General features: G+C 64.2%; 25 protein-coding genes. 16 read left to right on the top strand and 9 right to left on the bottom strand.

Annotated features, from left to right (window positions below):
- The 3 genes from rqpR to AWB83_RS18250 all read right to left on the bottom strand — a co-directional run bounded on the left by rqpR (position 1) and on the right by AWB83_RS18250 (position 2,663).
- Entirely contained in the window at positions 1-654 is a 654-nt protein-coding gene (gene rqpR, locus AWB83_RS18260; RefSeq protein WP_087047025.1) for a response regulator transcription factor RqpR, read from the bottom strand.
- Positions 655-665: 11 nt separating this feature from the next.
- The gene (locus AWB83_RS18255; protein ID WP_087047024.1) at positions 666-1,541 is read right to left on the bottom strand and encodes a sensor histidine kinase; all 876 of its coding nucleotides are present in this window, start codon (positions 1,539-1,541) and stop codon (positions 666-668) included.
- Positions 1,542-1,892: 351 nt separating this feature from the next.
- Entirely contained in the window at positions 1,893-2,663 is a 771-nt protein-coding gene (locus tag AWB83_RS18250; RefSeq protein ID WP_087047023.1) for a ferredoxin--NADP reductase, read from the bottom strand.
- Between the two features lie 311 nt (positions 2,664-2,974).
- Between AWB83_RS18250 and AWB83_RS37540 the strand changes: the two genes are divergently transcribed.
- Positions 2,975-3,100, top strand: a complete 126-nt coding sequence (locus AWB83_RS37540) for a hypothetical protein (protein ID WP_279629089.1) — start codon at positions 2,975-2,977, stop codon at positions 3,098-3,100.
- A gap of 66 nt (positions 3,101-3,166) precedes the next feature.
- Here the strand turns inward: AWB83_RS37540 and mgrA are convergent, their stop codons facing one another.
- On the bottom strand, positions 3,167-4,210 hold the full coding sequence (gene mgrA, locus AWB83_RS18245) for an L-glyceraldehyde 3-phosphate reductase (RefSeq protein WP_087047022.1): 1,044 nt from the start codon (positions 4,208-4,210) through the stop codon (positions 3,167-3,169).
- A 224-nt stretch (positions 4,211-4,434) separates the two neighbouring features.
- On the opposite strand from mgrA, the gene AWB83_RS18240 reads away from it, so the two are divergent.
- Both AWB83_RS18240 and AWB83_RS18235 read left to right on the top strand, forming a co-directional pair.
- The gene (locus AWB83_RS18240) at positions 4,435-5,259 is read left to right on the top strand and encodes a mechanosensitive ion channel family protein (RefSeq protein ID WP_087047021.1); all 825 of its coding nucleotides are present in this window, start codon (positions 4,435-4,437) and stop codon (positions 5,257-5,259) included.
- A gap of 32 nt (positions 5,260-5,291) precedes the next feature.
- A complete protein-coding gene (locus AWB83_RS18235) occupies positions 5,292-5,495 on the top strand; it encodes a DUF3185 family protein (protein WP_087047020.1) in 204 nt (67 codons plus the stop codon).
- Positions 5,496-5,507: 12 nt separating this feature from the next.
- Here the strand turns inward: AWB83_RS18235 and AWB83_RS18230 are convergent, their stop codons facing one another.
- Positions 5,508-6,284 carry a phytanoyl-CoA dioxygenase family protein gene (locus tag AWB83_RS18230; protein ID WP_087047019.1) on the bottom strand — a complete coding sequence of 259 codons (777 nt, stop codon included), beginning with the start codon at positions 6,282-6,284 and terminating at the stop codon, positions 5,508-5,510.
- A 48-nt stretch (positions 6,285-6,332) separates the two neighbouring features.
- Positions 6,333-6,731: a hypothetical protein gene (locus AWB83_RS36820; RefSeq protein ID WP_167389126.1), complete on the bottom strand. Its 399-nt coding sequence runs from the start codon at positions 6,729-6,731 to the stop codon at positions 6,333-6,335.
- Here AWB83_RS36820 and AWB83_RS37290 point away from each other — a divergent pair.
- Positions 6,669-6,950, top strand: coding sequence for a hypothetical protein (locus AWB83_RS37290; RefSeq protein ID WP_087047018.1), 282 nt, complete (start codon positions 6,669-6,671; stop codon positions 6,948-6,950). The genes AWB83_RS36820 and AWB83_RS37290 overlap by 63 nt on opposite strands.
- Positions 6,951-6,959: 9 nt before the next feature.
- On the opposite strand, the gene AWB83_RS18220 is transcribed toward AWB83_RS37290, so the two are convergent.
- Positions 6,960-8,057: an alkene reductase gene (locus AWB83_RS18220; protein ID WP_087047017.1), complete on the bottom strand. Its 1,098-nt coding sequence runs from the start codon at positions 8,055-8,057 to the stop codon at positions 6,960-6,962.
- Between the two features lie 123 nt (positions 8,058-8,180).
- On the bottom strand, positions 8,181-9,368 hold the full coding sequence (gene metK, locus AWB83_RS18215) for a methionine adenosyltransferase (RefSeq protein WP_087047016.1): 1,188 nt from the start codon (positions 9,366-9,368) through the stop codon (positions 8,181-8,183).
- Between the two features lie 278 nt (positions 9,369-9,646).
- On the opposite strand from metK, the gene AWB83_RS18210 reads away from it, so the two are divergent.
- From AWB83_RS18210 to AWB83_RS18155, 12 genes are all read left to right on the top strand, one after another.
- A complete protein-coding gene (locus tag AWB83_RS18210) occupies positions 9,647-10,531 on the top strand; it encodes a lipid A biosynthesis lauroyl acyltransferase (protein WP_087047015.1) in 885 nt (294 codons plus the stop codon).
- A gap of 50 nt (positions 10,532-10,581) precedes the next feature.
- Positions 10,582-11,454, top strand: coding sequence for a diaminopimelate epimerase (gene dapF / locus AWB83_RS18205; protein WP_087047014.1), 873 nt, complete (start codon positions 10,582-10,584; stop codon positions 11,452-11,454).
- A gap of 16 nt (positions 11,455-11,470) precedes the next feature.
- Positions 11,471-12,190 carry a DUF484 family protein gene (locus tag AWB83_RS18200; RefSeq protein WP_087047013.1) on the top strand — a complete coding sequence of 240 codons (720 nt, stop codon included), beginning with the start codon at positions 11,471-11,473 and terminating at the stop codon, positions 12,188-12,190.
- Between the two features lie 22 nt (positions 12,191-12,212).
- Entirely contained in the window at positions 12,213-13,136 is a 924-nt protein-coding gene (gene xerC, locus AWB83_RS18195; RefSeq protein ID WP_087047012.1) for a tyrosine recombinase XerC, read from the top strand.
- Between the two features lie 35 nt (positions 13,137-13,171).
- Positions 13,172-14,371 carry a class I SAM-dependent rRNA methyltransferase gene (locus AWB83_RS18190; protein ID WP_087047011.1) on the top strand — a complete coding sequence of 400 codons (1,200 nt, stop codon included), beginning with the start codon at positions 13,172-13,174 and terminating at the stop codon, positions 14,369-14,371.
- A 132-nt stretch (positions 14,372-14,503) separates the two neighbouring features.
- Positions 14,504-15,568, top strand: a complete 1,065-nt coding sequence (locus AWB83_RS18185; protein ID WP_087047010.1) for a CobW family GTP-binding protein — start codon at positions 14,504-14,506, stop codon at positions 15,566-15,568.
- A gap of 567 nt (positions 15,569-16,135) precedes the next feature.
- The gene (gene dksA / locus AWB83_RS18180) at positions 16,136-16,552 is read left to right on the top strand and encodes an RNA polymerase-binding protein DksA (RefSeq protein ID WP_087047009.1); all 417 of its coding nucleotides are present in this window, start codon (positions 16,136-16,138) and stop codon (positions 16,550-16,552) included.
- Positions 16,553-16,921: 369 nt separating this feature from the next.
- Complete coding sequence (hslV, locus tag AWB83_RS18175; RefSeq protein WP_087047008.1) at positions 16,922-17,458, top strand: ATP-dependent protease subunit HslV; 537 nt, start codon at positions 16,922-16,924, stop codon at positions 17,456-17,458.
- A gap of 12 nt (positions 17,459-17,470) precedes the next feature.
- Positions 17,471-18,808 (top strand): ATP-dependent protease ATPase subunit HslU, encoded by a 1,338-nt coding sequence (hslU, locus tag AWB83_RS18170; protein ID WP_087047007.1) that lies wholly within the window; start codon positions 17,471-17,473, stop codon positions 18,806-18,808.
- Positions 18,809-19,156: 348 nt separating this feature from the next.
- Positions 19,157-20,251, top strand: coding sequence for a bifunctional DNA-binding transcriptional regulator/O6-methylguanine-DNA methyltransferase Ada (gene ada / locus AWB83_RS18165; RefSeq protein WP_087047006.1), 1,095 nt, complete (start codon positions 19,157-19,159; stop codon positions 20,249-20,251).
- 270 nt (positions 20,252-20,521) lie between these two features.
- A complete protein-coding gene (gene gshA / locus AWB83_RS18160; RefSeq protein ID WP_087047005.1) occupies positions 20,522-22,141 on the top strand; it encodes a glutamate--cysteine ligase in 1,620 nt (539 codons plus the stop codon).
- A 153-nt stretch (positions 22,142-22,294) separates the two neighbouring features.
- Positions 22,295-22,849, top strand: coding sequence for a hypothetical protein (locus AWB83_RS18155; protein ID WP_087047004.1), 555 nt, complete (start codon positions 22,295-22,297; stop codon positions 22,847-22,849).
- Positions 22,850-22,854: 5 nt separating this feature from the next.
- On the opposite strand, the gene AWB83_RS18150 is transcribed toward AWB83_RS18155, so the two are convergent.
- Positions 22,855-24,417, bottom strand: a complete 1,563-nt coding sequence (locus AWB83_RS18150) for a DHA2 family efflux MFS transporter permease subunit (protein ID WP_087047003.1) — start codon at positions 24,415-24,417, stop codon at positions 22,855-22,857.
- Between the last annotated feature and the right edge of the window lie 110 nt (positions 24,418-24,527).

Raw genomic sequence — 24,527 nt, 5'->3', positions numbered from 1 at the left:
TCAACCAGCGATGGCCGGATTCATGTCGACGAGACGGTTGCTCATCACGTAGAACGTGAGTTCTGCGTTATTGGCCAGCTTCATCTTCTCCAACAACCGCGCGCGATAAACGCTCACCGTTTTCACGGAAAGCGATAGCGCGTTCGCGATATCCGTCAGCCGTTTCCCGGACGCCAGCATGCACAGCGTCTGATATTCGCGGTCCGAGAGCTTCTCGTGCGGCATGCGGTCGGTGTCGAGCGAAACGTAGGTCGCGAGCGCTTCGGCCATTTCCGGGCTCACGTACTTGCGGCCCGCCGCGACCTGCTGGATCGCGCCGATCATGAGCGCGGGGTCCGCCGTCTTCGACAAATAGCCCGACGCGCCCGCCTTCAGCGCGCGCACCGCGTACTGATCCTCGCGATACATCGAGAACATCAGCACCGGCAGGCGCGGCGTCTCGCGCTTGATGCGCTTGAGCAGATCGATTCCGTTGACGTCCGGCAGCGAGATATCGAGCATCACGACGTCGAGCGGACAGCGCGCGGCGAGCGCGAGCGCCTGCATGCCGGTCTCGGCCTCCGATACTTCGGTTGCGACGCCGCGTTCCAGCAGCAGTTGCGCGACGCCGCGGCGCACGATGGCGTGATCGTCGGCGAGCAGGATTCTGAGCATCGCGGGCGGCCTCAGGCGTTGACCACGCTGAGCGCGAACAGCCCGGGACGCGCCGCCGTCCATGGCAGGCGGGCACGCACGCTGGTTCCGGCCGGCTTCGCCGCGACCACGCGCAAGCTGCCGCCGAGCGCCTCGCAGCGCGCGCGCATGCCGGAGAGACCGAAGCGCCCGCCCTTGCGCCGCACGGCCGCGCTGATGCCGACGCCGTCGTCCTCGACGGTCAGCGTCACGTCGTTTCGGTCGACGTCGACTTTCACGCTCGCCCTCGCCGCGCCCGCGTGGCGCGCGACGTTGCCGAGCGCCTCCTGCGTCACGCGAAAGAGCGCGAGCGACATGTCGTGCGACAGACGTTCCAGCCGTGCGTCGGCCGGGCAGGAAAAATCGACGGAAATCGCCGTGCGCGCGCGAAAGCGCTCGATCCATCCGTCGAGCACGGATGCGAAGCCGGCATCGAAGGTCGGCATTTGCAGCCCTTCGACGATGCGATGACTCGTCTCGCTGACATCCGCCAATGCTTCGCGCGCCTGACGCAGCGCGTCGCCGAGCGCGGCGGGCGCGTCGGCGGGCAGCCAGTGCTCCGCGCGCGCGAGCGCGAGATTGGCGACGGTGAGCGCGGCGCCGGTTTCGTCGTGGAGATCCTGGGCAAGCGCCTGGCGCGCGCGCTCTTCGGTGGCGGCGAGCAGGGCGGCCAGTTCCTGGACACGGGCGGTGAGGCGCTGGATCTGGCGATCGCCCTCCAGCTTGGCGTCGATCAGCGCGGAATAAGGAGAGGAGGAAGGAAGGGCAAAAGACGAACCGGCACATTCCGGCGCCGGCGACGAAACCCCGCGCAGCGGGGCGCGGCGAATCGGGCTCTCATCGAGCGGGGCCATGGCCGACAGGTTCATTTACTATCCTCGCTTTGAGCGCAACTGGAGCTACGTCCTCGGCGAACCCACGAGCGGCGTAACTAAATTTACACTCTGTAACATCGAAGACGGACTGCGCGGTGGCGCTCGTCGTCTCAGCGTGACTGGATCATATCTCAAAAATATTATAGATCCGTGTCCGACAAGGCTTCAATGGACGAACTTCATGTCGTTTGGCAAGTTTGGCGCACACAATACGTAGGAAAAATACCTACGCCGAACCGGCGGTTGCGCCGAATTTGTAACAGCGGACGTCCCCGCGCCACCGTCGAGGACGAAAAAAAACCGGAACACGAAGCTCCGGTTTTCCTGAATGCGGCGACTTGCTAATCAGCCGACGAAGGCCTTCTCCACGACATAGTGGCCAGGATGATTATTGCTGCCTTCCTGGAAGCCCATTGCGTCGAGCAACTGGCGCGTGTCGCGCAGCATGTGCGGGCTGCCGCAGAGCATCACGCGGTCGTTCTCGACCGAGAACGGATCCACCGAGAGATCCGCGAACAGCTTCTTCGTTTCGATCAGATCCGTGATGCGGCCGCGGTTCGCGAACTCCTCGCGCGTGACGGTCGGATAGTAGAGGAGCTTCTCGGAGACGATCTCGCCGATGTGCTCGTGCGCCGGCAGGTGCTCCGTGATGAAGTCCTTGTACGCGAGTTCATCGACGAAACGGCAGGTGTGCGTCAGCACGATCTTCTCGTAGCGGTCGTACACGTCCGGATCCTTGATAATCGACATGAACGGCGCGAGACCCGTGCCCGTGGACAGCAGCCACAGCGTCTTGCCGGGCAGCAGGTTATCGGCGACGAGCGTGCCCGTCGGCTTCTTGCCGATCAGCACGGAATCGCCGACCTTCAGGTGCTGCAGGCGCGAGGTGAGCGGGCCGTCGGGAACCTTGATGCTCAAAAATTCGAGATGCTCTTCGTAGTTCGCGCTCGCGAGGCTGTAGGCGCGCAGGAGCGGCTTGCCATCGACTTCGAGGCCCACCATCGTGAACTGGCCGTTCTCGAAGCGAAACGAGGAGTCGCGGGTGCAGGTGAAACTGAAAAGCGTGTCGGTCCAGTGATGGACGCTCAGAACGGTTTGAGAATTAAGGTTGCTCATGGCTTCTTGAACTTTGCGAAAACGGTGGCGCTCCGACGCTCGCGGCTGACTTGCGGGCAATCCCTGCCACGCCGGGCCCGACGCCGCGATGAGAGCGCGCTACGAAGGCGCTGCGCTGCGCGAAAGGACGATCGAATAGTGACGGATGGCCGCGCGTTCGATGCGAAGGCAGCGATTCACGCCGCGCCTTGCGTGAACGTCGCGCGAAAAACCAGACAGCCGGCGCAATCGAGTATTTTAACCCGATAGCCGGTCGGTGTCGTCGGGCGCCGCGCCAGGCGCCGTCGCGGCAAAGGCGCGCACGTGGCCTCGTGGGCGAACATGCGCGCGGAAACAAGGCGCTTTCGGCTGGCAAATTGCTGGCTACGGCCGGCATTCCGGCGCTGATCGCACTTGCTGCCGAAAAGCCGCTGCCGAAAGCCGCCGAGCCAGCATGATAGCAATGGTTCCCGCGCTATCCCGAAATACCCTTTCTCCCGAAAGGCTTGCGCGCGCTCCGGGCGTCAGATGCGCTGATCGGTCGACGGCTTCTCCCACAGATTGACGCCGCCCTCCTGCGCGTGCTGATCGATTTCGGCGAGCTCTTCCTTCGTGAAATCGAGGTTCTTCAGCGCGCCGACGTTTTCCGCGACCTGCTCCGCGCGGCTCGCGCCGATCAGCACGGATGTCACGCGCCCGCCGCGCAACGCCCAGGCGAGCGCCATCTGCGCGAGGCTCTGACCGCGCTTCTGCGCGAGTTCGTTGAGCTTGCGCACGTGCGCGAGATTCGCCTCGCTCAAATGCTCCTGCTTGAGCGAGGCGCCGCCCGGCTTGTTCACGCGCGCGTCCTGCGGCACGCCGCTCAGATACTTGTTCGTCAGAAGCCCCTGGGCGAGCGGCGTGAACGCGATGCTGCCCGCGCCGATATCGTCGAGCGTGTCGAGCAGATCCTTTTCGATCCAGCGGTTCAGCATGTTGTACGAAGGCTGATGAATCAGCAGCGGCACCTTGTGCTCGGCCAGCAGCTTCGCCATTTCGCGCGTTTTCGCCGCCGAGTACGACGAAATCCCCACGTAGAGCGCCTTGCCGGAATGCACGGCGGTCGCGAGCGCGCCTGCGGTTTCCTCTGGCGGCGTGTCGGCATCGAAACGATGCGAGTAGAAGATGTCGACGTAATCGAGGCCCATGCGCTTCAGGCTCTGGTCGAGGCTCGCGAGCACGTACTTGCGCGAGCCGCCGCCCTGGCCGTACGGGCCGGGCCACATGTCCCAGCCGGCCTTCGACGAAATCAGCAACTCGTCGCGATACGGCCGGAAGTCGTCCTTGAAGATGCGCCCGAAATTCGTCTCGGCGCTGCCGTACGGCGGGCCGTAGTTGTTCGCGAGATCGAAATGAGTGATGCCGAGATCGAACGCGGTGCGCAGGATCTCGCGTTGCGTGGAGATCGGCGTCGTGTCGCCGAAGTTGTGCCACAAGCCCAGCGACACCGCGGGCAATTTCAAACCGCTCTTGCCGCAGGTGCGGTATTGCATCTGCGTGTATCGCTCGGACGCTGCTTCGTAGGCCATGACGGAATTCCTCTGCGGATTGCGAATTGAACGGATTGCGGCCGAAGGGCAGCGGGCACACGGGCACGCCACCTGCCAAGGGCGTCAATGGTAAGCCAATCCGGGCGGAGCGCGCACGGGCCGCTCTGCCGTCCCGCTATTCGGCACCCGGCCGAACAGCCGGCAAAGGAACGATCGGGCACGAACCCGGACCAATGCAGATTCCGTATGAAGGAGCTTGACCGATGGACCCAATCGACAGACTGCGACCCACCTACGACACCATTTCCGCCATCGCGGTCACTTACGGCGTCGACCTCCTGCTTGCGATCATCATCGTCGCCGTTGGATGGTGGATCTCGAACGCGGTCGCGAACGCGCTGCGTCGCACGCTCGCCCGCACCAACGTCGACGCCACGCTCACGCCGATACTCGTCAGCCTCGCGATGTGGGCGATCCGCGTCGTCGCCATCGTGGCTGCGCTCGGCAAGTTCGGCATCGCGGCGGCAAGCATCCTGACCGTGCTCGGCGCCGCCGGCCTCGCCATCGGTCTCGCGCTGCAGGGCACGCTGCAGAACATCGCGGCCGGCTTGATGCTGTTGCTGCTGCGGCCGTTTCGCGTCGGCGACTACATCGAAGGCATCGGCACGACGGCCGGCACCGTAAACGAGATCGGACTCTTCACCACGCGCCTCACGAAGGCCGACGGCATCGCCATGTACGTGCCGAACAGCACGATCTGGGCGAACCCGGTGACCAACTACAGCGCGAACGAACGCCGGCGCGTCGTCATCAACTTTCAGGCGCAGCACGGGCTGAAGGTCGAACACGTGCTCGGAGAATTGCGCAGGCTGATGAGCGACGATCCGCGCATCGTGCAGGACGGGCCGTCGGCGCCGTGGGTCGCGGTGACCGATTACACCGATACCGGCGTCAAGTTCAATCTCGGCGCGTGGACACGCGCGAGCGATCATCAGACCGTGCAGGCCGATCTGCTGCGCAAGATCCAGCCGTTGACGCGCGAGCCGGCGCCCGCGGCCCCAGTGGACGCGCCCGTTCAGACCAGCTAACCTGACGCGCCTTTCAGAAACGAGACCACCTCATGACCCGAGCGATTTCCGTTGCGCTGCTGGTTGGCGGCATTGTGCTGCTCTATTTCGGCGGCCAGTCGTTTCATTCGTTATCCAACGACGTCGCACGCTTCTTCACGGGCTCGCCCACGAACAAGACCATCTGGCTGATCGCGGGCGGGATCGTCGCGACGCTCGCGGGCCTGATCGGCCTGGCGATTCCCTCGAAACGCTGAAACGCCGAAACGTCAGACCAGCGGCACTTCGGGCTTCGACGCCGAACGCGTGCCGGGCAGCGCCGCGTTGCTCGCGCCGCGATACGTGAAGACGAGCGAGAACTTCACCTGATCGGTGAGATTCTTGCCCGCCGAGTGCAGCGTATTGCAATGAAAGAACACCACGTCGCCCGGCTCCAGTTCGGGCGACACCGCCGTGCGGATCAGCGCGGCGTTCTCGGGCAGATCGGAGCGGAAGAATTTCGCCTCGTCGAAGCGATCGGACGTGAACGGCAGCTTGTGCGATGCCGGCACGAACCACAGCGCGCCGTTATCGACCGTCTCGTCGCCGAGCGCGAGCCACGCGGAAACCAGATCGTCGCGCTCGAACGCCCAATAGCGCACGTCGCGATGCCAGCCGGTCAAGCTGCCGTACGCCGGGTGCTTCGTCATCGTGCAGTTGTGATGCGCGCGCGAAAGGTACGGCGTCTCGCCGAAATAGAGCTCCATCCAGCCGCGCACTTCGGGCGAGGTCGCGAACTCCGCGAACAGCGGATGCCGCGCGTAGGCGTCGAGCAGGCGGCGCACGGTATGGCCACCGGGCGCGTCTTTCGAATCGGGCGCGCCGGGATATTTCAGGTCGGCTTCGAACTCGACCGGCGCGGCCGCTTCGGCGAGTTGTTGCCGCGCCACCTCGCGCATGGCATCGCAACGGTCATTCGCGACGAGCCCCTTCACGACGACGAAGCCCGTTTCGCGCAGCTCGTGCACCTGCTCTTTCTTCGATTTCAGCGAGTTTTGATCAGACATTTCAGTTGGTGCGCCCAGCGGCTTTCGAATGGATTCATGCCGTCGACGCTATATCCGGAATTGGGGCGAATACGGGGATTGTAAATCCGGCGCCGCGCAAAGGCCCGCGCGAGCTGGCATCGCTGCATATTCATCAGCAGCCGCTTCATAAAAACGCAGGGAAAACGCGGACTTACCCGGGTAATAAAGGTCTTGTACATTGGCCGCGTCAATTTGGTGCAACTTGGCGAATCGAGTTGAATCGAATTCCTTGAACGCTATTTTTGAGACGACTATCGTCGAGTTTGCTTCCACGCAACCGACCTTTCCGCTGACATGAACCACCGAATCGCTATCGGCCTTACTCGTGCTGCCGCGCGCGCCGCACGTCCCGCCCGCCGCGGCATGATCCGCGCGTTGCGCCATCACTCCGCCCGCACCCAGTTGCTCGCCGAGCAGTTGAAGCACGTGCATCCGGTGGATGGCATCCGGTCGTGGTTCCGCGGTTTCTTCTTCAGCCTTCGCGCGCGTACGGCATCGCGCGGGGTGTCGTTGCGGGCGCTGTTGCGGCGTCCGACGCAGTTGCGCGCGCCGTCGCCCAAGCCGAAGGCCGCCGCGCTGACGAGCCGCCGTCCGCGCCGTTTGTCGACCAGCAGCGCCGGCTGGTACGCGTTCGCCGCGCGTTGAACGTGCGCGCTAATCGTTTCGGTTTCCTTGCGCTTCATCCGGCGCCGGATAGTCCGTGTCACCCTTTTCGCCGCCGTTGAACGTGACCGGATCGGGTTCGGCCAGCGGCGTACCGGTCTTCAAACGCTCCACCAGATCAGGGTTCGCGACGAATGCGCGGCCGAATGCCGCGGCATCGGCTTCGCGGCGTTCGATGCGCGCATTCGCTTCCCGAGCCGTCCAGTCGCCGGACGCGATGATCGCGCCGTCGTAAGCATCGCGCAGGGCGCGGCGAAGGTCGTCGTCGGCTTCGGCCAGTTGCACATACACGATGCCGATGCGTTTCAGCTCTTCGGCCAGACGCAGTGACGATTCCGGTGCTTCGTCGTCCTCGATATCGGCGCCCGTGAACCCCGGCGACAGGCGAATCCCGACGCGATTCGCGCCGATCACGCCTGATACCGCTTCCATCACCTCGACAACGAGCCGTACGCGGTTTTCGACGCTGCCGCCATACTCATCGGTGCGCCGGTTCGTGCCGGTCGCCATGAACTGATGCAGCAGATAGCCGTTCGCGGCATCGATCTCGATCATGTCGAAGCCCGCGCGAGCGGCGCGGTGCGCAGCATCGACGTACTGGAGCACGATTCCAGCTATCTCATCCGTTTCGAGAGGACGAGGATCATCCGCATCGACGAGATCGAGCGTGCCGTCGTCCGCCTGCACGACCACCTTCGCGCCGCGCGCACGGATCGCGGAGGGCGCGACGGGCGGCGCGCCATCCTCCTGCAAGCGCCGATGCGACATGCGCCCCGCATGCCACAAGTGCAGCGCAATGCGTCCCTGTCGCGCGTGCACCGCGCCGGCGATGCTTTTCCAGCCTGCTTCCTGCGCGTCCGAGTGAGTACCCGGCGTGGCCAGGTCGCCCTGGCCTCGCGGTGAGATTTGCGCGGGTTCGGTGACGATCAGCCCGGCGCTCGCGCGTTGCACGTAGTAGTGGGCGTCCATTTCGGTGGGCACGTTGCCCGGCTGCGACGCGCGACGGCGTGCGAGCGGCGCCATCACGACGCGATTCGGCAGTTCGAGATTGCCGATCGTGACGGGAGAAAGAAGCGTTTCGTACGGCATGGCGGCTCCGCGGATAATCCGATTCGCTGTCCAACCGGACCGCAAGAAACGCGCCGCGTGCGCATAAAAAAACCGGCAAGCGCAACGCCTGCCGGTTTTCGTCCTGCCGTTCAGCCGATGGCGTTACGCGACGCTCGCCACCGGTTCCGTGCCGGCCGCTTCGGCGAGCGCGAGCGCCTTGTCAGCGGCTTCCCACGAAAATTCCGGCTCTTCGCGGCCGAAGTGGCCGTATGCCGCCGTTTTTTCGTAGATCGGGCGCAGCAGGTCGAGCATCTGGATGATGCCCTTCGGACGCAGATCGAAGTGCTCGAGCACGAGCTTCGTGATCTCGGCGTCCGACACGCGGCCCGTGCCAAACGTGTTGACCATCACCGATGTCGGGCGCGCCACGCCGATCGCGTACGAAACCTGAATCAGCGCGCGCGATGCGAGACCCGCGGCGACGATGTTCTTCGCGACGTAACGGCCGGCGTAAGCCGCCGAGCGGTCCACCTTCGACGGATCCTTGCCGGAGAACGCGCCGCCGCCGTGAGGAGCCGCGCCGCCGTACGTATCGACGATGATCTTGCGGCCCGTCAGGCCGCAGTCCCCTTGCGGACCGCCGATGACGAAGCGCCCCGTCGGGTTCACCAGGAACTTGATGTCGCCCTTGATGAGCTCCTTCGGCAGCGTCGGCTTGATGACTTCCTCGATCACCGCTTCGCGCAGCTGCGGCAGGTCGATGTCCGGCGAGTGCTGCGTCGAGAGCACGACGGTGTCGATCGAATGCGCCTTGCCGTCCACGTAGCGCACGGTGACTTGCGACTTCGCGTCCGGGCGCAGCCAAGGCAGGCGGCCGTCGCGGCGCAGGTTCGCCTGGCGCTCGACCAGACGGTGCGAAAGGTGGATCGGCAGCGGCATCAGCTCGGGCGTTTCGTCGCAGGCATAGCCGAACATGAGGCCCTGGTCGCCGGCGCCCTGATCGAGATTGTCGTCATGCGCCTTGTTCACGCCTTGCGCGATATCCGGCGATTGCTTGTCGTAAGCGACGAGCACCGCGCAGCCGCGATAGTCGATGCCGAAGTCGGTGTTGTCGTAACCGATGCGCTTGATGGTGTCGCGGGCAACCTGGATGTAATCGACGTTGGCCGTGGTCGTGATTTCGCCCGCGAGGACGACCAGACCGGTGTTGCAGAGCGTTTCCGCCGCGACGCGCGAATACTTGTCCTGCGACAGGATGGCGTCGAGGATGGCGTCGGAGATTTGATCGGCGACCTTGTCCGGGTGGCCTTCGGAAACGGATTCGGAAGTAAAGAGATAGTCGTTCGACACGCTTCAGACTCCAGTTGAGTACGGTTGTTATTCACGTAGCCGACTTCGTTCGGAGTCTGAAGCGGCGACGCTTTAGCGGATGTCAATTTTCCAGGCCAGCGCCTTCATATAACACATGAAGACTCCGGCCTGCTTCGCCCCGCAAGTTGTCCATTAACTCGGCGAAGGTTTTATTATACCGGTTTCCCTCGATTTCACAGAGCCGAACGCTTGTCGCCATTCGCCCCATCCCAATCATCCGTTCATAGCGGCCGACAGTCCGTACGCTGGAGCACATCATGCTAGGGCGCATCGGCGTGGCGCTCGCGATCGGGTTCCTCAAGTTCCTGGCGATCATCCCTTACGGCATCACCGCCCGTTTCGGCGACGGCCTCGGCTGGCTGCTCTATCAGATTCCGAGCCGCCGCAAGCGCATCGTCCATACAAACCTGAAGCTCTGCTTCCCGGAGTGGTCCGACGAGAAGCGCGAGGACATCGCGCAGAAGCACTTCCGGCACGCGATCCGCAGCTACGTGGAGCGCAGCGTGCAATGGTTCGGCTCGGCGAAAAAGCTCGAAAAGCTGATCGAAGTGGACAGCGCCGTCGATCTCACCGATCCAGATCTGCCGCCCACGCTGTTTCTCGGCCTGCACTTCGTCGGCATCGAGGCGGGCTCGATCTTCCTCAATTACTCGCTGCATCGGCAGTGCGGCTCGCTGTATCAGCCGTTCTCGAATCCGCAGATCGAGGAACTGGCGAAGACCCAGCGCGCCCGCTTCGGTGCGGACATGGCGAGCCGCGCCGACAGCGCGCGCATCGTGCTGCGCTGGCTGCGCGACCGCAAGCCCGTGATGCTCGGCGCGGACATGGATTACGGCATGCGCAACTCCACGTTCGTGCCGTTCTTCGGCATCCCGACGTGCACGCTGACCGCCGTCGGCCGGCTCGCGAAGACGGGCCGCGCGCAGGTCGTGCCGTTCATCGGCGAGGTGCTGCCGAACTACAAGGGCTATCGGCTCAAGATCTTCGAGCCCTGGGACAACTACCCGACCGGCGACGACGAAGCCGACGCGCGCCGCATGAACGCGTTCCTGGAAGAGCAGATTCCGCACATGCCGGAGCAATATTACTGGGTGCACAAGCGCTTCAAGACGCGGCCTCCGGGCGAGCCGAGCTTTTATTGAGGCGTGAGCGGCGCGAAACGCGACGTGACGGGTCACATACAATAGCGGCCATGAAACTCAAATTCACGAAAATGCAAGGCGCGGGCAACGACTTCGTCGTGCTCGACGGCTACACGCAGGCGCTCGATCTGAGCCCCGAGCAGGTGCGCGCGCTCGCGAACCGCCATTTCGGCGTGGGCGCGGATCAGCTGCTGCTCGTGGAAAGGCCCACGATCGGCGGCGTCGACTTCAAGTACCGCATCTTCAACTGCGATGGCGGCGAGGTCGAGCATTGCGGCAACGGCGCGCGCTGCTTCGTGAAGTTCGTGCGCGATCGTCGGCTGACCGACGCATCGAGCGTACGCGTACAGGTGCAAAACGGCATCATCACGCTGACGATGCAGGAGAACGGCGAGGTCGTCGTCGACATGAGCACGCCTGTCTTCGATCCGCCGGAAGTGCCGTTCGACGCGCAAGGCCTCGAAGGGCGCCGGCAAGGCAACGACACGCTCTGGCCGCTCGACGTGAACGGTGAAACGCGCTGGATTTCCGTCGTATCGATGGGCAATCCGCACGCGGTGCAGGTCGTCGACGACGTCGAGACGTATCCCGTGCTGACGGAAGGCCCGCTGATCGAGCGCCACGCGCGCTTTCCGAAGCGCGTGAACGCGGGTTTCATGCAGATCGTCGATCGCCATTCGGTCAAGCTGCGCGTCTACGAGCGCGGCGCGGGCGAAACGCTCGCCTGCGGCACGGGCGCGTGCGCGGCGGTGGCCGCGGGCATCCGCCGCGGCCTGCTCGACACGCCCGTGCGCGTCGAGACGCACGGCGGCACGCTCACGATCAGCTGGGACGGCGCGCGCGACGGATCCTCCGCGCTCTTCATGGCCGGGCCCGCCGCGACGGTCTTCGAGGGCGAGATCGAGCTCGACCGCATCGTCTAACGCCATACACATCACCATGAATCCACGCGAAGTCGCCGACTACCTGCTCGACAACCCCGATTTCTTCGTCGAGCACGCGGAGCTGCTCGGCACCATCCGGCTCTCGAATCCGCACGGCAAGGCCGCCGTGTCGCTGCAGGAGCGCCAGATGGAAATGCTGCGCGAAAAGAACAAGCAGCTCGAGCGGCGTCTGGCCGAGTTGCTGCGCTATGGCCACGAAAACGACAGCATCTCGACCAAGTTCAGCCGCTGGACCGTGCGCGTGATTTCCCAGCGCGACCCGTACGCGTTGCCCGCCACCATCAGCAGAGGCTTGTGCGAAGTATTCGACGTGCCGCACGCCGCGCTGCGCGTGTGGGACATCGACGAAGCTTATCGACAGGCGGACTTCGCGCGCCAGGTGGGAGAGGAAGTGCGCATTTTCGCGAACAGCCTCACCGCACCGTACTGCGGCGCGAATTCGGGCTTCGCCGCCGCGCAGTGGCTCGGCGCCGCGAACTCGGCAACGGCGACGGTCGCGCCGAGCGAAGGGCCCCCCGACACGGAACGCCAGGTTGAATCCGTCGCGCTCATCGCCTTGCGCGATCCGCAAACCGGCCCCGATGCGCCAAGCTTCGGCCTGCTCGTGATGGGCTCGCCCGATCCGCGGCGCTTCCACGACGGCATGGCCACCGACTTCCTGACGCAGATCGGCGCGCTCGCGAGCGCGGCGCTCTCGCGCCTGCTGCCGCACTGAGCAACGAGCGACCACATCGAAAATGGACAGCGCCGACGCCATCGCCACCTATCTCGCGATGCTCGAGCACGAACGGCGTCTGTCGGAGCACACGCTGCGCGGCTACACACATGAGCTGAGCGAGCTGCGCGCGCTTGCCAAGGACCGTCCGTTGCAGACGCTCACCGCCGCCGATATTCGCGGCGCGGTCGTGCGGGCGCACGCGGCGGGGCTGTCGTCGCGTTCGATCGCGCACCGGCTGTCGGCGTGGCGCGCGTTCTACCGCTGGCTCGCCGAGCGCGTCGAGATGCCAGCGAATCCGGTCGCGACGGTGCGCGCGCCCAAGCGCGAAAAAACGCTGCCGAAGGCGCTTTCCGTCGACGATGCCATGGCGCTCATGGATGCGCCGCAATCCGGCTCGCCCGAAGCGCTGCGCGATCACGCGATGCTCGAACTCTTCTACTCCTCGGGCCTGCGGCTCGCGGAGCTGGTCGGGCTCGACGTCTATTTCGTCGATACCAGGGAGCACAGGTCCGCAGGCTGGCTCGATCTCGTGCACGAGGAAGTGACCGTGCTCGGCAAGGGTAATCGCCGCCGCTCCGTGCCGGTCGGCAGGAAGGCGATCGAAGCGCTGCGCGCGTGGATCGACGTGCGCGGCGACTTCGTCAGGCTCGATCCGCATGCGCTTTTTCTCTCCGTGCGCGGCAACCGCATGTCGCCCGGCGTGGTGCGCGAGCGCGTGAAGCGCCTTGCGCTCCAAGCGGGCATTCCGTCGAACGTGCATCCGCACGTGCTGCGCCATTCGTTCGCGACGCATGTCCTGCAGTCGAGCGGCGATCTGCGCGCGGTGCAGGAACTGCTCGGCCACGCGAGCATCACGGCCACGCAGGTCTATACGTCGCTCGATTTTCAGCATCTCGCCCGCGTTTACGACTCGGCGCATCCGCGCGCGAAGAAGCGCGACTAATTCGACAGCGCCTCGTGCGCTTCATCCGCATTGCAATGAACACCATCACGCTCAAACCGGCGAAGGACAAATCGCTCGTTCGCCGCCATCCGTGGATTTACGCGAACGCCATTGCGCGCATCGACGGGAATCCCGCGCCGGGCGCGACCGTCGCCGTGCGCGCGGCCGACGGACGCTTTCTCGCGCGCGCCTCGTACAGCCCGCAATCGCAGATCCGTGCACGCGTCTGGACGTTCGACGAAAGCGAGCCGGTCGATCACGCGTTCTTCAAGCGGCGCGTGCAGCGCGCGGTCGCGCACCGGCAGGCGATGGTGAAGGACACCGGCGCGACGCGCCTCATCTTCGGCGAAGCGGACGGCCTGCCGGGACTGATCGTCGATTACTACGTCGCCGATGAAGGCGCGCACGCGCAGCTCGTCTGCCAGTTCATGGCGACCGGCGTCGAAGCGTGGAAGGAAGCGATCGTGCAGGCGCTGATCGGCGCGACGGGCTGCCCGAACGTCTTCGAGCGCTCGGACGTCTCGATCCGCCAGAAGGAAGGGCTCGAACAGACGACCGGCGTGCTCGCCGGCGACGCGCCGCCCGAGACGCTGATCACGAACGAATGCGGCGTGCGGTACCACGTCGACGTGCGCAACGGCCACAAGACGGGCTTCTACGTCGATCAGCGCGACAACCGCGTGCTCGTGCAACAGAACGCGGCAGGGCGCGAAGTGCTGAACTGCTTCTGCTACACGGGCGGCTTCTCGCTCGCCGCGCTCAAGGGCGGCGCGACGCGCGTCGTGTCGGTGGATTCGTCGGGCGAGGCGCTCGCGCTGGCACGTGAGAACGTCAAGGCAAACGGTTTCGACGCCGAAAAAGCCGAATGGCTGGATGCAGACGCCTTCAAGACGCTCCGGCGTCTCTACGACGAAGGCCAGCGCTTCGACCTGATCGTGCTCGATCCGCCGAAGTTCGCGCCATCGAAGGAAACCGTCGATCGTGCCGCGCGCGCGTACAAGGACATCAACCTGAGCGGCTTCAAATTGCTGCGTCCGGGCGGCCTGCTGTTCACCTACTCGTGCTCCGGCGCGATCGATTCGGACCTGTTCCAGAAGATCGTCGCGAGCGCGGCGGCGGACGCGCGCGTCGATGCGCGCATCCTGAAGCGTCTGGGCGCGGGCGTCGATCATCCGCTGCTGACGGCGTTCCCGGAAGGCGAATACCTGAAAGGGCTACTGTTGCAAATCGCTTGAGCGCCCCGATCTAGCCGCAACGAGCGCTCGCCGGGCTGCCGAAGCGTCGGCTTGACAAATATGTTTCAATAGCCGATTCAGCGCATCCCGCAACACGGACGACCGAACACAGACAAGGACACAGGCGACACCATGATTCCCGTAACCATCCTGACCGGCTTTCTGGGCAGCGGCAAAACCACGCTGCTCAAGCGCATCCTGAACGAGCAGCACGGCATGAAGATCGCCGTGATCGAAAACGAGTTCGGCGAAGAGAACATCGACAACGAAATCCTCGTGCAGGATACGAACGAGCAGATCATCCAGATGAGCAACGGCTGCATCTGCTGCACAATTCGCGGCGATCTGGCGCGTGCGCTCGAAGATCTCGCCAACCGCAAGAAGGCGGGCACGCTGGATTTCGACCGCGTCGTGATCGAGACCACCGGCCTCGCGAATCCGGGCCCGGTCGCGCAGACGTTCTTCATGGACAACACCGTCGCCGACGAATTCCTGCTCGATGCGATCATCACGCTCGTCGATGCGAAGCACGCGAATGCGCAGCTCGACCAGCAGGAAGTCGTGCAGCGTCAGGTCGGTTTCGCGGACCGGCTGTTCATCACCAAGTCCGATCTCGTCGATGCCGCCGCGCTCGACGCGCTCAAGCATCGCCTGCTGCACATGAATCCGCGCGCGGCGATCAAGGTCGTGAATTTCGGCGACGCGGACATCAAGGAAATCTTCGATCTGCGCGGCTTCAACCTGAACGCGAAGCTCGAAATCGATCCGGATTTCCTCGCTGAAGACGAGCACGACCATGACCATGATCACGACCACGATCATGATCACTCGACCTGCGGTCACGATCATAGCCACGATCACGAGCATCACCACGACCACCATCACGCGCATCACGACGACAAGATCAAGTCGTTCGTGTACCGCAGCGACAAGCCGTTCGATCCGAACCGCCTCGAAGACTTCCTCGGCGGCATTCTGCAGATCTATGGCGAACGCCTGCTGCGCTACAAGGGCGTGCTGTACATGAAGGGCGTCGATCGCAAGGTCGTGTTCCAGGGCGTGCATCAGATGATGGGCAGCGATCTTGCCGGCAAGTGGATGCCGATCGAGAAGAAGAACAGCAAGATGGTGTTCATCGGCATCGAGCTGCCGAAGGATCTGATCACCGACGGGCTCGACGCGTGCCTCGTCAAGTAAATCGGCACGCATCTCGCTGGAGTTCCGCGGTTCGCGGCGGGCAAAATCGGGCTTGAAAAGAAAAACGCCGCCGCGAGAAGCCCGCGTGCGGCGTTTTTCGTGGCCGACTTTCATCGCGGATGTGTAGTCGCGACCACGCACCGACATCGCTTTTTGCACGACCAGGCGTTATATTTTTGAAATTCCGGCACTAATCGACAGGGTTTTCCTCGGTTGTCGTCGGAAATTGCGGTTCAGTTACAATACAGCCCCACTGGAGAAGGGCAGTTCCGTAGGACGCGCGTCTTCGGGCGTTCGGCCAACGGATGAGGAGAAAGGATGTCCCGTCGGGACGATGCCTGGATTCGCCGGGGGAAGGCGAATCAAGACAAAGCACCGGGGCCGGAAATTCCGGGCCATGCCAAATGCGCCCGGCCGTCCGGAGCATCATCCAATATCGGTTTCCAGAGGAGTTCGGCCCCGCATCGACCTGTCGCGCGAGCCTTGAGCGTAACGGCGCGCTGCATGCGGGTAACGCAGTTGCGGGCGTTGCGAGAGAACATCGCCTTACATTGAAGAAGCAAGCAGATGACAACGAAACTCTTGACCGAAGCCGAAATCCTGAAGATGAGCGAGAAGGACTACATGAACGAGGATCAACTCGCCTTCTTCAAGAACCGGCTCGAGCAGTTGCAAGCGGACATTCTGAAGAATGCCGGCCAGACGACCGAAAATCTGCGGGAAACGGTGATCGTGCCGGACCCGGCGGATCGCGCGACCATCGAGGAAGAGCATGCACTGGAGCTGCGCACGCGTGATCGCGAACGCAAGCTCCTGAAGAAGGTGCAGCAGTCGCTCGCGCGCATCGAGTCCGGCGAATACGGCTGGTGCGAGGAAACCGGCGAACCGATCGGCATTCCGCGCCTGCTCGCGCGTCCGACGGCCACGCTCTCGCTCGAGGCCCAGGAGCGCCGCGAACTGCGCCAGAAGCTCTTCGGCGACTGATTCCGCAGCCGGCGGGCGTGCGTCGCGGGACCGCCCGCAACGGGGAAGACGCCGCCGCGAAAAGCTGCAAGCCAGCATCCGCACCAGGAAAAAGGCACACGTCGAACGTGTGCCTTTTTGCTTTCAGCCGGGTAAATCGCGGATGCATCGACACCGCGCGTCTTGATAAATCTCCCGTCGCCCTAAAATGATTCCGACGCGCCCCGTAAAAGCATGACCGCGGCCAGGCGCGCGCGCGGCGCCGTCCGCCCGAGGCCTACGGCCGGGCGGAACCCCGCGCCGTGCACTCCCTCGAATTCTTGATTGCGCGGCGGACTTCCGAACGACGAAACCCGCCCCGCGTCCCTCTGGTTTTCTTAAGGAACGCACATGGAACAATTTCACGGCACGACCATCGTCTCCGTGCGCCGCGACGGCAAGGTCGCGCTGGGCGGTGATGGTCAGGTGACGCTCGGCAACATCGTCATGAAAGGCGGTGCGAAGAAGGTGCGCCGCATCTATGGCGGCAAGGTGCTGGTCGGCTTCGCCGGCGGCACCGCCGACGCGTTCTCGCTGCTCGATCGCTTCGAAGCGAAGCTCGAGAAACATCAGGGCAATCTGACGCGCGCCGCCGTCGAGCTCGCGAAGGACTGGCGCACCGACCGCATGCTGCGCCGCCTCGAAGCAATGCTGATCGCCGCCGACGCGAATGCCACGCTCGTCATCACCGGCAATGGCGACGTGCTCGATCCGGAAAACGGCATCTGCGCGATCGGCTCGGGCGGCGCGTACGCTCAGGCCGCGGCGCAGGCGCTCGTCGAGAACACCGGCCTCTCGCCGCGCGAGATCGTCGAGAAGGCGCTCAGCATCGCCGGCGACATGTGCATCTACACCAACCACAACCGCGTCATCGAGACGATCGAGTAAAAGGAAACCACGATGACCACCATGACTCCCTCCGAGATCGTCTCCGAGCTCGACAAGCACATCATCGGCCAGACGCGCGCGAAAAAGGCCGTGGCCGTCGCGCTGCGCAACCGCTGGCGCCGCCAGCAGGTCGCCGAGCCGCTGCGCCAGGAAATCACGCCGAAGAACATTCTGATGATCGGGCCGACGGGCGTCGGCAAGACCGAGATCGCGCGACGTCTCGCCAAGCTCGCGGACGCGCCGTTCATCAAGATCGAGGCGACCAAGTTCACCGAGGTCGGCTACGTGGGCCGCGACGTCGACAGCATCGTGCGCGATCTGATCGAGATTTCGGTCAAGCAGACGCGCGAATCCGAGATGAAGAAGGTGCGCACCAAGGCCGAGGACCGCGCGGAAGACCGCATCCTCGACATCCTGCTGCCGAGCGCGCGTCCGGTCGGCTTTGCCGCGTCCGAGACGGGCACCGATGGCGACAATGTCACGCGCCAGACTTTCCGCAAGCGCCTGCGCGAAGGCTCGCTCGATGACAAGGACATCGAGCTGGACATCGAAATGCCGCAGGTCGGCATGGACATCATGGGGCCGCCGGGCATGGAAGACATGACCGAGCAGATCCGTTCGATGTTCGCGAACATCGGCGGCGGCAAGAAGACGCGCCGCAAGGTGAAGGTGAAGGAAGCGCTGAAACTCCTCACGGACGAGGAAGCCGGCAAGATGCTCAACGACGAGGAGGTCAAGAGCAAGGCGGTGCAGAACGTCGAGCAGAACGGCATCGTGTTCCTGGACGAGATCGACAAGATTGCGTCGCGCAGCGAGGCGGGCGGCGCCGAAGTGTCGCGCGCGGGCGTGCAGCGCGATCTGCTGCCGCTCGTCGAAGGCACGACCATCAACACGAAGTACGGGATGATCAAGACCGACCACATCCTGTTCATCGCGAGCGGTGCGTTCCATCTCGCCAAACCGAGCGATCTGATTCCCGAGCTGCAAGGGCGTTTTCCGATTCGCGTCGAACTCGACTCGCTGTCCGTCGGGGACTTCGAATCGATCCTGAACGCGACCGACGCGAGCCTCGTCAAGCAATACAAGGCGCTGCTCGCGACGGAAGGCGTCGAGCTCGATTTCGGCGAAGACGGCATCCGTCGCCTGGCCGAAGTCGCGTACTCGGTCAACGAGAAGACCGAGAACATCGGCGCGCGGCGGCTCTATACGGTGATCGAGAAGCTGCTGGAGGAAGTGTCCTTCGCGGCGGGCAACCATACGGGCCAGCCGGTGCGGATCGACGCGGCGTATGTGGATCGCGCGCTGGGCGACGTGGCACAGGACGAGGACTTGTCGCGCTACGTGCTTTGATCTTCTGGTCGACGCGCGCTGTCGAAACGAAAAACCGGGCCGCGAGGCTCGGTTTTTTTGTGTCTGCCGCGCGTGAACGTGGACAAAAAAGCGGGGCAAAAAAAAGCCCGCCTAGGTTGGCGGGCTGAATCCATATCAGGAGGAGACATGGAGGAGACAGTTCCAATCATACACAGCCACTTGATGCGATGCAATAGAAATTTTAGTAAAAACCCCTATGGCGTCATTCTGTGGTATCTGCGCGTCACTTTTCGGAATCTGCCTGCCGATGACACAGCAAGAAACGGCGCGTAACCTCGTCTGGACGGCTCTACAGTGGTTTCGTACCAACGAGCCATCGAGGTCGTCATGAAAACCGAAGCAAATCGTCGTCCAGACCCCATTTTCACTACCGATGAAAGCCGCTGGCAGGCGGTCGTCGAGCGCGACGAGCACGCCGACGGCGCCTTCTTCTTCGCCGTGCGCACGACCGGCGTGTTTTGCCGGCCATCGTGCGCCTCGCGCGCGCCGCGTCGCGAAAACGTCGAATTCTTCCCGACGACCGATGCCGCCGAGGCAGCCGGATACCGCCCCTGCAAACGCTGCCGGCCGACGAGCCTGCCGCGCGAACTCGCGATCGTCGAGCGCGCGTGCAAGGTGCTCGACGCCGATCCTCAGCAACGCATGACGCTCGCGCAGCTGAGCGACGCCGTGCACGTCAGCCCGTTCCACTTGCAGCGGCTCTTTTCGCGGATCGTCGGCATCTCGCCCCGTCAGTATCAGGCGGCGCAGCGCGCGGGCGTGCTGCGCGACGCCCTGCAGCGTGGCCGCGACGTCACGCGCGCCACGCACGACGCCGGCTTCGGCTCGCCGTCGCGGATGTATGAAGCCGTGCCCGCCGAGCTCGGCATGACGCCTTCCGCGTACAAGCGCCAGGGCGCGGGGTTGACGGTGCGCTATGCGAGCGCCGACACGCCGCTCGGCACGGTGCTCGTCGCCGCAACCGACAAGGGCGTCTGCAAGATCGCTTTCGGCGACGATGCCGGCGCGCTAATCGAACAGCTCGCCGCCGACTTCGCGCAAGCCGAACGCGTGGAGGATGCCGCGAAAATGGCGCCGTTCATCGCGCAGGTCCGCGCGTATCTGCAAGGCACGCGCGAGCGCTTCGACCTGCCGCTCGACATCGGCGCGACGGCGTTCCAGCGCCGCGTCTGGGACGCGCTGCGGCGCATCCCGTACGGCCAGACGCGCAGCTATACCGACATCGCCGAATCGCTCGGCTCGCCGCGGGCGGTGCGGGCGGTCGCGAATGCGTGTGCGTCGAATCCGGTGGCGCTCGCGATTCCGTGCCATCGCGTGATCGGCAAGGATGGCGCGATCGCGGGCTATCGCTGGGGCAAGCCGCGCAAGGAGGCCTTGCTCGAAACGGAGCGCACGCACCACGCGGCCAACGAGGTCGCGTGAGGAACGGGGCGTTCGCCGTAGCCATGACGCGTGTGCGCCCTGTCTCGTTCCCTATGAACTGAAGCGCCGCCCGGCGCTTCGTTCTCCTCGCGAGCCGTCCGCAACCGGCTTGGCGTCTACCCGCAAAGCGTCCCGCGAATGCTCTGAAAAACCCGCAAACCCTTGCTGGTTCTGGGCCCAAGCACGCCTGACACCGAGATGTTAAAGTGCCCGCTACCCTAAAAATACGACTCGGGCCTACATCGCTCGCGCTCCTCGCAGATTGCTTCAATGGCAAACCAGAATTCCGCTCACCCCCAGGCCGGCGCTTTTCAGCGCAGGCTTGCCGCGCTCGCGTCCGGCCCGCACGCCGACGCGTTGCGTCAAGGCTTGCGCGGCATCGAGAAAGAAAGCCTGCGCGTGACACCGCAAGGCAAGCTCGCGATGACGCCGCATCCGCGCGCGTTCGGATCGGCGCTCACGCATCCGCTCATCACGACCGACTACTCTGAAGCGCTCGTCGAACTGATCACGCCCGCCGAAACCGACGCAGCGCTCACGCTCGATCGCCTCGACGTGCTGCATCGCTTCGCGTATTCGCATATGGGCGACGAGCTGCTGTGGAACAACTCGATGCCCAATTCGCTGCCGCCCGAGGACGAGATTCCGCTTGGGCTTTACGGCACGTCGAATATCGGCACGCTGAAGCACGTGTACCGTCGCGGGCTCGCACTGCGCTATGGCCGCACGATGCAATGCATCGCCGGGATCCACTACAACTATTCACTGAACGAAGATGTGTGGCGCGCGTGGCAGGCGCTGGATCCCACGAGCACGCTGACGGCCAGGGATTTCCAGTCTGAACGCTACTTCGCGCTCATCCGCAACTTCCGCCGCACGAGCTGGCTGCTGATGTATCTGTTCGGCGCATCGCCTGCGTTGAACAGGCGCTTCGTCGAAGGCAAGGCGCATCGTCTCGAAACGTTCGATGCCGACACGTTCTATCTGCCGCACGCGACCAGCCTGCGCATGAGCGATCTCGGCTACACGAATAATCCCGCGCAAGCGGACCTGCTGCCGAGCTACGACAATCTCGACGCCTATCTCGACGTGCTCGCGAAAGCCGTGAGCCAGCCGTATGCGCCGTACGAAGCCATCGGCACGCAGCGCGACGGCGAATGGGTGCAGATCAACACCAACGTTCTGCAGATCGAAAACGAGTTCTACTCGACGATTCGCCCGAAGCGGGTGACGCAATCGGGTGAGCGTCCGCTGCACGCGTTGTCCGAGCGCGGCGTGCAGTACATCGAAGTGCGCTGCCTAGACATCGATCCGTTCGAGCCGACCGGCATCTCGCTCGAAACCGCGCGCTTTCTCGATGCGTATCTGCTCTATTGCGCGCTGGAGGACAGCCCGCTGCTGCCGCCCCGCGCGAGCATCGAAGCGAACGGCAACTTCAGCGCGGTGGCGAAGGAAGGGCGCAAGCCGGGCCTCACGCTGCAACGCGACGGCAAGAGCGTGCCGATGCGGGAGTGGGCGGAAGCACTGTTCGATGCGATCGAGCCCGTCGCGAAAACGCTCGATGCGCTCAACGGCAACGACGACCACACGCGCACGCTCGCGGCGCTGCGTCCGCGCATCGCGGATGCGTCGCTCACGCCTTCCGCGCGCGTGCTGCAGACGATGCGCGACAGGCAGCAGTCCTTCGACGAATTCGCGCTCGAACTGAGCACGCGGCACGCGGAGTGGTTCCGCGCGCGGCCGCTGTCCGTCGACGAAGAGCGTGCGATGGAAGCACTAGCAGCGAAATCGCTCGTCGATCAGGCAGAGGTCGAGCGCAACGACACTGAGTCGTTCGACGCGTTCGTCGCGGAATATCAGGTCTACACGCTGAATCGCGCGAGCGTCTGAGCGGCGCTTCCACAGACTCAGGCAGGTTTTTCCTCACCGGGGCCTTGGCGCGCTGGCAAGCTTACCGGTTTGTGCAACAGAGGGAAACGCGTCGCAACATCAACCGGTTTGGCAGGTCAAAATATTGCCGACTTATCGACGATCGGGGGAGCAATGAAAAAGAAGTTCTTCGGCGCGGCCGCGCTGGGGGCCGTGTCGCTTGCGCTATTGGGCGGCTGCGCGGCGCAGGACCAGGTCAGCAGCACGACAATGGAGCAGGCCACCCAGCCGCTCACCTGCATGAGCAAGGCGGAATGCGACGCCTGGTGGGCGCGCGCGCAAGTGTGGGTGACGAATCATTCGGAATACCGGATTCAGACCATTACCGATTCGATCATCATGACCGCCGGTCCGTCGAGCGGCAAGCGTGCGCTCGCGTATCAGATCACCAAGACACCTACGAACGAAGGTACGGCCACGATCGGCTTCGCCGCGCACTGCGACAACCCGCTCGGCTGCGAGCCGAATCCGTGGCAGGCGGGCGCGGACTTCAAGCAGTTCATACGCAACGGTCCGGCGCTCAGGCAGATGACGACACCGCAGGCCGGCGTCGCGCCGCAGGCCGCGCCCACGCCGAGCGGCGTGCAGGTGAGCCCGCTCACGCAGCCGGTGCCGCTGAATCTCGAAAGCCAGCCTGGCCAGTCGGCCACGCCGCTCACGCCTCAGTAAGAACGTCAGTGTCCCATCGAGGCTGACGCGCCTTTCTTCGGCCGCGTCAGCCAGACCATCACGGCCAGCACGAGAAACGCATAGAAGGAAATGCGGAAGAAGTCATTGGTCGACATCATGTACGCCTGCGCCGACACGACGCGATCGAGTTGCGCCGTGAGGGCCTGCCCCGACAGGCCGACGCCCGAAAGCAGGTTCGAATAGGCCGTCGTGCCCGCCGAATAGGGCGTGATCGATTCGGTGAGCACCGCGTGATGGCGGATCATGTCGTTCTCCCAGAAGGTCGTGCTGACCGCCGTTCCGATCGCGCCCGACAGCGTCCGCAGGAAGTTCGACAAACCTGCCGCGCCGGCGAGCCGCTCGTCGGAGACGCTGGAGAGCGTGATCGTCGTCATCGGCACGAAGAAGCACGCGACGCCGATGCCTTGAATCAGACGCGGATAGATGATTTCGTGGAAGGGCGTATCGAGCGTGAAGGTCGAGTTCCAGTGCGAGACGAACGCGAACGTGATGAACGCGAAACTGGCAACGACGCGCAGATTCAGCCGATGCATGTTCTGCCCGATGATCGGCGACAGCACCAGCGCGAGCAGCCCGACCGGCGCGGTGGCCAGGCCCGCGAGCCACGGCGTGTAGCCGAGCACGGTTTGCAGCCACAGCGGCAGCACCACGACGGAGCCGAAGAACGCGAGAAAGCCGAGCGACGTGATGAGCACGCCCATCGCGAAGTTGCGGTCGCGAAAGAGCGAGAGGTCGATCACCGGCTCCTTCTCGGTCAGCTCCCACGCGAACATGAACGCGAGCGACACCGCCGAGACGATCGCGAGCGTCACGATGAAGTTCGAGTTGAACCAGTCGCGGTCCTTGCCGAGGTCGAGCATCATCTGCAGGCTCGCTACGCCGATCACGAGCAGCGCGAGGCCCACGCCGTCGATGCGCTGCTTCGTCGTCTTGGTCTCGTGGCCGCGCAGCAGGAAGTACGCGATCGCCGCCGAGAACACGCCGATCGGCACGTTGATATAGAAAATCCACGGCCACGTGTAGTTGTCGGTGATGTAGCCGCCCATCACCGGGCCGAAGATCGGCGCGACGATGACCGTCATCGCCCAGAGGCCGAGCGCGAGCCCGCGCTTTTCCGGCGGATAGCTGCGCATGAGGATGGTTTGCGAGAGCGGCACCATCGGGCCGGAGACGAGGCCTTGCAGCAGCCGGAACGCGATCAGCGATTCGAAGTTGTGCGCGAGGCCGCACAGCGCCGAGGCGACCGAGAACAGCAGCACGGAGATCGTGAACAGCTTGACCTCGCCGACGCGCCGCGCGAGCCAGCCGGTCAGCGGCACGGCGATCGCGGATGCGACCGAATACGAGGAGATCACCCACGTGCCTTCGCTCGTCGCCACGCCGAGACTGCCGGAGATGGTCGGCACGGCGACGTTCGCGATCGACGTGTCGAGCACTTCCATGAAGGTGCCGAGCGCGAGGCCCATCGTCAGCAGGGCGAGGATGCCGCCTGTTAGCGGCGTGGGAGCGGGCGGCGCGGGTGGCGTGCCTGTCGCGGTCGTTGACATCGTCGGTTCTCCGGCGCGCGAACGGTGCCTCAGACTCGCATCACGCGCAAACTATTTATTGTCGCAGCATTCTCTGCCCAGACAGTGAAATCGACGCAAAACGCCGGTTT

The sequence above is a fragment of the Caballeronia ptereochthonis genome (assembly GCF_001545075.1).
Lineage (GTDB): Bacteria > Pseudomonadota > Gammaproteobacteria > Burkholderiales > Burkholderiaceae > Caballeronia > Caballeronia ptereochthonis.
This window is presented reverse-complemented; position numbering and strand designations above follow the sequence as displayed.

Excerpts from the sequence above, each read along its gene's own strand:
- AWB83_RS18255 (WP_087047024.1), bottom strand. The coding sequence starts at position 1,541 with ATGAACCTGTCGGCCATGGCCCCGCTCGATGAGAGCCCGATTCGCCGC.
- AWB83_RS18185 (WP_087047010.1), top strand. The coding sequence starts at position 14,504 with ATGATTCCCGTAACCATCCTGACCGGCTTTCTGGGCAGCGGCAAAACC.
- AWB83_RS37290 (WP_087047018.1), top strand. The coding sequence starts at position 6,669 with ATGATCCGCGCGTTGCGCCATCACTCCGCCCGCACCCAGTTGCTCGCC.
- gshA (WP_087047005.1), top strand. The coding sequence starts at position 20,522 with ATGGCAAACCAGAATTCCGCTCACCCCCAGGCCGGCGCTTTTCAGCGC.
- mgrA (WP_087047022.1), bottom strand. The coding sequence starts at position 4,210 with ATGGCCTACGAAGCAGCGTCCGAGCGATACACGCAGATGCAATACCGC.
- hslU (WP_087047007.1), top strand. The coding sequence starts at position 17,471 with ATGACCACCATGACTCCCTCCGAGATCGTCTCCGAGCTCGACAAGCAC.
- AWB83_RS18210 (WP_087047015.1), top strand. The coding sequence starts at position 9,647 with ATGCTAGGGCGCATCGGCGTGGCGCTCGCGATCGGGTTCCTCAAGTTC.
- AWB83_RS18235 (WP_087047020.1), top strand. The coding sequence starts at position 5,292 with ATGACCCGAGCGATTTCCGTTGCGCTGCTGGTTGGCGGCATTGTGCTG.
- AWB83_RS18230 (WP_087047019.1), bottom strand. The coding sequence starts at position 6,284 with ATGTCTGATCAAAACTCGCTGAAATCGAAGAAAGAGCAGGTGCACGAG.
- AWB83_RS18250 (WP_087047023.1), bottom strand. The coding sequence starts at position 2,663 with ATGAGCAACCTTAATTCTCAAACCGTTCTGAGCGTCCATCACTGGACC.
- AWB83_RS18240 (WP_087047021.1), top strand. The coding sequence starts at position 4,435 with ATGGACCCAATCGACAGACTGCGACCCACCTACGACACCATTTCCGCC.
- hslV (WP_087047008.1), top strand. The coding sequence starts at position 16,922 with ATGGAACAATTTCACGGCACGACCATCGTCTCCGTGCGCCGCGACGGC.
- AWB83_RS18220 (WP_087047017.1), bottom strand. The coding sequence starts at position 8,057 with ATGCCGTACGAAACGCTTCTTTCTCCCGTCACGATCGGCAATCTCGAA.
- AWB83_RS18155 (WP_087047004.1), top strand. The coding sequence starts at position 22,295 with ATGAAAAAGAAGTTCTTCGGCGCGGCCGCGCTGGGGGCCGTGTCGCTT.
- AWB83_RS18150 (WP_087047003.1), bottom strand. The coding sequence starts at position 24,417 with ATGTCAACGACCGCGACAGGCACGCCACCCGCGCCGCCCGCTCCCACG.
- dksA (WP_087047009.1), top strand. The coding sequence starts at position 16,136 with ATGACAACGAAACTCTTGACCGAAGCCGAAATCCTGAAGATGAGCGAG.
- AWB83_RS18190 (WP_087047011.1), top strand. The coding sequence starts at position 13,172 with ATGAACACCATCACGCTCAAACCGGCGAAGGACAAATCGCTCGTTCGC.
- dapF (WP_087047014.1), top strand. The coding sequence starts at position 10,582 with ATGAAACTCAAATTCACGAAAATGCAAGGCGCGGGCAACGACTTCGTC.
- ada (WP_087047006.1), top strand. The coding sequence starts at position 19,157 with ATGAAAACCGAAGCAAATCGTCGTCCAGACCCCATTTTCACTACCGAT.
- xerC (WP_087047012.1), top strand. The coding sequence starts at position 12,213 with ATGGACAGCGCCGACGCCATCGCCACCTATCTCGCGATGCTCGAGCAC.
- rqpR (WP_087047025.1), bottom strand. The coding sequence starts at position 654 with ATGCTCAGAATCCTGCTCGCCGACGATCACGCCATCGTGCGCCGCGGC.
- AWB83_RS18200 (WP_087047013.1), top strand. The coding sequence starts at position 11,471 with ATGAATCCACGCGAAGTCGCCGACTACCTGCTCGACAACCCCGATTTC.